Source organism: Hydrogenophaga sp. (assembly GCF_041633695.1).
Taxonomy (GTDB): domain Bacteria; phylum Pseudomonadota; class Gammaproteobacteria; order Burkholderiales; family Burkholderiaceae_C; genus Hydrogenophaga.
The window spans coordinates 1-7,147 of the sequence record NZ_JBFJMY010000206.1 but is presented as its reverse complement, the minus strand read 5'-3'; the positions used below and the strand labels follow the sequence as shown (position 1 = coordinate 7,147).

Here is a 7,147-nt window from a genome sequence, read left to right as displayed (position 1 = left end):
GCCGCCGTACCGCGATGGTTTGGGACGCGTGTGTAGAAGTGGGGGACATGGCAACAGAACTCATACAAACTCCAGAATGATTTGGTCCACGCTCAGAGACGCGCCCTTGACCGCAGCGACCGATTTGACCACACCGTCGTGTGCGGCAAACAGCACGTTTTCCATCTTCATGGCTTCGATCACAGCCACCCGCTCGCCCGCCTGCACCGCCTGCCCTGCCTGCACCGCCACATCCACCAGCAGACCCGGCATCGGCGACAACACATATTTGCTCATGTCGGGTGGTGCCTTGAACGGCATCAGGCGGTGCAATTCGGCCATGCGCGGCGACACCACCATGGCCTCGATGCGCGTCCCGTCGTGCTGCACCACCAAGGCCAGCGGGTTGCGCGGCGTACCGCGCTCGATTTGTGCCGTGAACGCATGCCCGTTGCACACGCCGGTGATGCAAACGTCGTTCAGACGCGAAGGGCTGCTGATGGCGTAGCGCTTCTCACCCACGGTGACGCTGGCGGTACCGATCTGGCCCACCACTTCGTCCACATGCACCTGGCGGTAGCCATGCTCGCCGGCCGCGTCGAGCGTGATCACGCCAAAATCGTGACCGACCTTGACGCCGTAGCCCGGCAACTGACCGGAAATGCCCGCGGCCCGCTCGCGCGACTTGCGCCGCACAAAAGCCGCCAGCGCGACCAGAAAATCCGGATCGTCGTGTGGCACGTCTTCGGCCTTGAAACCGTCGGCATAATGCGCGGCAATGAAGCCGGTGTTGAAGTCGCCGCTCACAAACTGTGGATGTGCCAGCAAGGCGGCCTGGAACGGAATATTGCTGCTGACGCCGCGGATCACAAAACCGTTGAGCGCCTCGCGCATCTTGGCGATCGCCTCCAAGCGGTCTTTGCCGTGCACGATGAGCTTGGCGATCATCGAGTCGTAAAACATCGGAATTTCGCCACCATCGACCACGCCGGTATCCACCCGCACACCGTACAGCGCATCGGTGTTGCCCTGGAACATGGTTTGTTCCGGCGGCGCGAAACGCACCAGGCGGCCGGTCGAAGGCAAAAAGTTGCGGAACGGATCTTCGGCATTGATGCGGCACTCGATCGCCCAGCCTTCGCGCTTCACCTGGTCTTGGGTCAGCGGCAGCTTCTCGCCAGCGGCGACGCGGATCATCAGCTCCACCAGGTCGAGCCCGGTGATGGCCTCGGTAACCGGGTGCTCCACCTGCAGGCGGGTATTCATTTCCAGAAAGTAGAAGTCCTGGTCCTTGCCGACGACAAACTCCACCGTGCCCGCACTCTGGTATTGCACCGCCTTGGCCAGCGCAACGGCCTGCTCGCCCATGGCTTTGCGGGTCGCCTCGGAAATGAATGCCGACGGTGCCTCTTCGATCACCTTCTGGTGGCGGCGCTGAATGGAACACTCGCGCTCGTTGAGGTACACCACGTTGCCATGCGAATCGCCCACCACCTGGATTTCAATGTGGCGCGGCTGCTCGACAAACTTTTCGATAAAGATGCGGTCGTCGCCAAAGCTGTTGCGCGCTTCGTTCTGGCAAGCCGTGAAACCCTCCAAGGCTTCCTTGTCGTTGAACGCCACCCGCAAACCCTTGCCGCCGCCGCCGGCCGAGGCCTTGATCATCACGGGGTAGCCAATGTCTTTGGCGATCTCCACGGCGCGCTCGGCCGACTCGATGGCCTCGTTCCAGCCGGGAATGGTATTTACCTTGGCGGCGTTGGCCAGCTTCTTCGATGCGATCTTGTCGCCCATCGCGGCAATCGAATGCGCCTTGGGGCCAATGAAGGCAATGCCCTCTTCTTCACAGCGCTTGGCAAAGGCCTCGTTCTCGCTCAAAAAGCCGTAGCCCGGGTGGATCGCCTGTGCGCCGGTTTTCTTCGCGACCGCGATGATCTTGTCGGCCACGAGATAGGACTCGCGCGACGGCGCGGGGCCGAGCAACACGGACTCGTCGGCCAGTTGCACATGGCGCGCCTCTTTGTCGGCTTCGGAATACACCGCCACGGTGGCGATGCCCATTTTTTTGGCCGTCGCGATCACGCGGCAGGCGATTTCGCCACGGTTGGCGATCAGGATTTTCGTGAACATGTGGGTTTCCTGTCAGTATTGGATTCTGGTCTGGTCGCTAGCGGATCTGCCCGTAAAGCGCCTTGCGTTGGGCGGTGAAATGCCACCAGGGTTGTGCGGCGCCACCGTTCATAAAGTCGTGCGCGGCCATGAAGGTGTCCAGCACACAAGGGTCGTGGCGATGGCCCATGGGTCCACTCAGGGCAAGGTACTTGGCCAGCGGATCCATTAAGCGCACGTCGTCCGGTGTGTGCACGTCCACGCTACGCAAATCGGCGCTCAAGGACTTTCCAAGATTGGGAATGTCGGTGAGCACATGGGCTTGTGCTGCGGTGGCGGCTTTGGGCATATCGGCGCCTGGATCAGAGCGGAATGTTCCCATGCTTGCGCCACGGGTTCTCAACCTTCTTGTCCTTCAGCATCACCAGGGAACGGCAAATGCGCTTGCGGGTCTCGTGCGGCAAGATCACGTCGTCCACATAACCGCGCGAACTCGCCACAAAAGGGTTGGCGAAGCGGGCCTTGTATTCCGCCTCCTTGGCCGCGATCTTCTCGGGGTTGCCCTTGTCTTCGCGGAAGATGATTTCTACCGCGCCCTTGGCACCCATCACCGCGATTTCGGCGTTGGGCCAGGCGAAGTTCACGTCACCGCGCAAATGCTTGGAAGCCATCACGTCGTAAGCGCCGCCATAGGCCTTGCGCGTGATCACGGTGATTTTGGGCACGGTGCACTCGGCGTAGGCGTAGAGCAGCTTGGCGCCGTGCTTGATGATGCCGCCGAACTCTTGGCTAGTCCCGGGCATGAAACCGGGCACGTCCACAAAGGTGATCACCGGGATGTTGAAAGCGTCGCAGAAGCGCACGAATCGCGCCGCCTTGATGGAGCTCTTGATGTCCAGGCAACCGGCCAGCACCAGCGGCTGATTGGCCACGATGCCCACGGTCTGACCGTCCATGCGCGCGAAACCGATCAGGATGTTTTTGGCGTATTCGGGTTGCAGTTCAAAGAAGTCGCCATCGTCCACCGTTTTGACGATGAGCTCCTTCATGTCGTACGGCTTGTTCGGGTTCTCGGGCACCAGCGTGTCCAGGCTCAACTCCATACGGTCGATCGGGTCGCCACTGGGGCGCACCGGTGCCTTTTCGCGGTTCGACAGCGGCAGGTAGTTGTAGAGCCGGCGCAGCATCAGCAGCGCTTCGACATCGTTTTCAAACGCCAGATCGGCCACGCCGCTCTTGGTGGTGTGGGTGATGGCGCCACCCAGCTCTTCGGCGGTCACCTCTTCGTGCGTCACGGTCTTCACCACCTCTGGGCCGGTGACGAACATGTAGCTGGAGTCTTTCACCATGAAGATGAAATCGGTCATGGCCGGCGAGTACACCGCACCACCGGCGCTGGGCCCCATGATCATGCTGATCTGCGGCACCACACCGCTGGCCATCACGTTGCGCTGGAACACCTCGGCGTAGCCTCCGAGCGAGGCCACGCCTTCTTGAATACGAGCGCCACCCGAATCGTTCAGGCCGATCACCGGTGCGCCCACCTTCATGGCCTGGTCCATCACCTTGCAAATCTTCTCGGCATGGGCCTCAGACAAGGCGCCGCCAAACACCGTGAAATCCTGGCTGTACACAAACACCAGGCGCCCGTTGATCATGCCGTAGCCGGTCACCACGCCGTCGCCCGGAATCTTGTTGTCTTGCATGCCGAAGTCGGTGCAGCGGTGCTCGACGAACATGTCCCACTCTTCGAAAGTGCCTTCGTCGAGCAACACCTCCAGCCGCTCGCGTGCAGTCAGTTTGCCCTTGGCGTGCTGCGCATCGATGCGCTTTTGCCCGCCGCCGAGTCGCGCTGCGGCGCGCTTGTTTTCCAGTTGTTCCAGGATGTCTTGCATGGGTTCTCCAGGTGGATCTCTCAGTGGTCTTCAAAAATCAATCAAACAGGTCCAGCAGCGCACGCGCTGCCGTGGATGCAGGCAACTCGCCGGCCAGCACGTGTTGCGTGGTCTGGGCGAGTGCTGCGCGAACCTTGGGGTGTTCGCGAAAACGTTGTTTCAATCCGGCATCGATGCGGTCCCACATCCAGGCCTTGGTTTGTTGTTGGCGGCGCGATTGCAGCTTGCCGCTGGTACTCTGCAATTCGCGAAACTGCGCGACGGCCATCCAGAACGCGTCAACCCCTTGGGCCTTCAAGGCGCTGAGCTGGATCACCTGCGGGTGCCAGGCCTTGTCGTCGTGCTGCACGTGCTCGGGGTTGCCATGCAAACCGAGCAAGCGCAAAGACGATGTGATTTGCGCGCGGGCGCGGGTCGCGGCGTCGGGGTCGATGTCGGCCTTGTTGATGACCACCAGATCGGCCAGCTCCATCACGCCTTTTTTGATCGCTTGCAGATCGTCGCCGGCGTTGGGCAGCTGCATCAGCACGAACATGTCGGTCATGCCGGCCACCGCCGTCTCGCTCTGGCCCACGCCCACGGTTTCCACGATCACCACGTCGTAGCCCGCCGCTTCACACACCAGCATGGCCTCGCGCGTTTTCTCGGCCACACCACCCAGCGTGCCACTGCTCGGGCTGGGGCGGATATAGGCCTTCTCGTGCACGCTCAGGTGCTCCATGCGCGTTTTGTCGCCCAGGATGGAGCCACCCGAGACGGTGCTGGATGGATCGATGGTCAATACCGCCACGCGGTGGCCTTGGCCAATCAGATACAGGCCCAGTGCTTCGATGAAGGTGCTCTTGCCCACACCGGGCACACCGCTGATACCCAGGCGAAAGCTTTTTCCCGTGTGCGGCAACAAGGCGGTGAGCAGCTGATCTGCTTGAGTGCGGTGGTCGGCGCGTGTGGACTCCAGCAGGGTGATGGCTTTCGCCATGGCCCGGCGTTGGACCATGGGTGCCCCCCAAACAATGTTCTCGGTGAGCCCTTCGACAGGCTCAGGGCGAACGGAGGCTGGTGGGGCGGACAAAGGGAGTGCCTCTCTGCCATCGAGCGGAACCTCATTCCGTTCGGGCTGAGCCTGTCGAAGCCCTCGCGAACCGCTCATCCTGAGCCCGTCGAAGGATCGAAGCCCATCCTCACGCCCCTTCGATCGAGCCAGCAACTGAATCTGTTCCCAGTCGCCTGCAATCAACGCTTCCTTCTTCACCCGCGACCACCCTTTGATCTGTTGCTCGAAGCTCAGCGCCCCCTCCCTGCTTTCGAACTCACCGTGCCAAACCAGCTCGACCGGCTGGCGCCGGGCGGTGTAACCAGAGTCGCTCGTCTGGTGTTGCAACAAACGCGCTTCAAGGTCGTCGGTGTGGCCCGCATAGTAGGAGCCATCTCCGCATTGCAGCAGGTAAACGAAAAATGGTTTCACGCGGTATTGGTGTGTGAAGGCTTCGATCCTTCGGCAGGCTCAGGATGAGCGGTTCGCGAGGGCTTCGACAGGCTCAGCCCGAACGGAGAGGTTGGCATGCGACAGAACCAAAGCGACTATGGGGCTGTACCAAGGGCTTTCTTGATCTGCTCCAGCACGTCTTTCGCGCTCGCCGGAATCGGTGTGCCCGGGCCGTAAATGCCTTTGACGCCTGCCTCGTACAACATCTCGTAGTCCTGGCGCGGAATCACACCGCCCACGAAAACGATGATGTCGTCGGCGCCCTGTTTCTTGAGCTCGGCAATGATGGCCGGCACCAGCGTCTTGTGGCCGGCGGCCAGCGTGGACACGCCCACGGCGTGCACGTCGTTTTCAATCGCCTGGCGCGCGCATTCTTCCGGCGTCTGGAACAACGGGCCCATGTCCACGTCAAACCCCAGATCGGCGAACGCGGTGGCCACCACTTTGGCGCCACGGTCGTGGCCGTCCTGGCCCAGCTTGCTCACCATCACGCGCGGGCGGCGGCCCTGGGCGGTGGCGAAGGCTTCAATTTCGGCTTTGAGCTGTTCCCAGCCTTCGGCGGAGTCGTATGCGGCAGCGTACACACCGGTCACCTTTTGCGTATCGGCGCGGTGGCGCCCGTAGATTTTTTCCAGCGCATCCGACACTTCTCCACCGGTGGCGCGCAAGCGCATGGCCTGGATGGACAGATCGAGCAGATTGCCCTCGCCGCTTTCGGCAGCGGCGGTCAAGGCCTGCAGCGCGGCCTGCACCTGGGCCTCGTCGCGGCTGGCTCGGATGGATTTCAGGCGGGCGATCTGGCCTTCGCGCACCGCCACGTTGTCGATATCGCGGGCTTCGATCGGGTCTTCGTCTTTCAGCTTGTACTTGTTGACGCCCACGATCACGTCCTTGCCCGAATCGATGCGCGCCTGCTTCTCGGCGGCGGCGGCTTCGATTTTGAGTTTGGCCCAACCACTGTCCACCGCCTTGATCATGCCGCCCATGGCCTCGACCTCTTCGATGATGGCCCAGGCCGCGTCGGCCATGTCCTGGGTGAGTTTCTCCATCATGTAGCTGCCGGCCCACGGATCGACCACGTTGGGGATGTGTGTCTCTTCCTGGATGATGAGCTGGGTGTTGCGTGCGATGCGCGAACTGAACTCGGTGGGCAGGGCAATGGCCTCGTCGAACGAATTGGTGTGCAGCGACTGCGTGCCACCGAACACCGCAGCCATGGCTTCGATGGTGGTGCGCACCACGTTGTTGTAGGGGTCCTGCTCGGTGAGCGACCAACCCGAGGTCTGGCAGTGCGTGCGCAGCATCAGGCTCTTGGGTTTTTGGGCGCCCACCTCTTTCATGATGCGGCACCACAGCAGACGCGCCGCGCGCATCTTGGCGATCTCCAGGTAGAAGTTCATTCCGACCGCCCAGAAGAAGGACAGGCGCCCGGCGAAGGCATCGACGTCCAGGCCCTTGGCCAGCGCGGTCTTCACGTACTCCTTGCCGTCGGCCAGGGTGAAGGCCAGCTCGAGCGCCTGGTTGGCCCCAGCCTCCTGCATGTGGTAGCCGGAAATGCTGATCGAGTTGAAACGCGGCATGTGGGCCGCGGTGTATTCCATGATGTCGCCGATGATGCGCATCGACGGCACCGGCGGGTAGATGTACGTGTTGCGAACCATGAACTCCTTGAGGATGT

General features: G+C 61.9%; 5 protein-coding genes and 1 pseudogene. All 6 read right to left on the bottom strand.

The features are described from left to right. Positions 1-60: 60 nt before the first annotated feature. On the bottom strand, positions 61-2,109 hold the full coding sequence (locus ABYB95_RS13440; protein ID WP_372659068.1) for an acetyl-CoA carboxylase biotin carboxylase subunit: 2,049 nt from the start codon (positions 2,107-2,109) through the stop codon (positions 61-63). Positions 2,110-2,146: 37 nt separating this feature from the next. After that, entirely contained in the window at positions 2,147-2,437 is a 291-nt protein-coding gene (locus ABYB95_RS13435) for a helix-hairpin-helix domain-containing protein (protein ID WP_372659067.1), read from the bottom strand. Between the two features lie 13 nt (positions 2,438-2,450). Then, positions 2,451-3,983 carry an acyl-CoA carboxylase subunit beta gene (locus ABYB95_RS13430; RefSeq protein WP_372659066.1) on the bottom strand — a complete coding sequence of 511 codons (1,533 nt, stop codon included), beginning with the start codon at positions 3,981-3,983 and terminating at the stop codon, positions 2,451-2,453. 37 nt (positions 3,984-4,020) lie between these two features. Further along, positions 4,021-4,998: a methylmalonyl Co-A mutase-associated GTPase MeaB gene (gene meaB, locus ABYB95_RS13425; protein WP_372659069.1), complete on the bottom strand. Its 978-nt coding sequence runs from the start codon at positions 4,996-4,998 to the stop codon at positions 4,021-4,023. 291 nt (positions 4,999-5,289) lie between these two features. Then, positions 5,290-5,448 (bottom strand): annotated as a pseudogene (locus ABYB95_RS13420) (GIY-YIG nuclease family protein); the annotation flags it as partial. 116 nt (positions 5,449-5,564) lie between these two features. Then, on the bottom strand, positions 5,565-7,147 hold a 1,583-nt coding region (gene scpA / locus ABYB95_RS13415; RefSeq protein ID WP_372659065.1), incomplete at its 5' end, for a methylmalonyl-CoA mutase.

Coding starts and splice junctions, on each gene's coding strand:
- ABYB95_RS13440 (WP_372659068.1), bottom strand. CDS start 2,109: ATGTTCACGAAAATCCTGATCGCCAACCGTGGCGAAATCGCCTGCCGC.
- ABYB95_RS13435 (WP_372659067.1), bottom strand. CDS start 2,437: ATGCCCAAAGCCGCCACCGCAGCACAAGCCCATGTGCTCACCGACATT.
- ABYB95_RS13430 (WP_372659066.1), bottom strand. CDS start 3,983: ATGCAAGACATCCTGGAACAACTGGAAAACAAGCGCGCCGCAGCGCGA.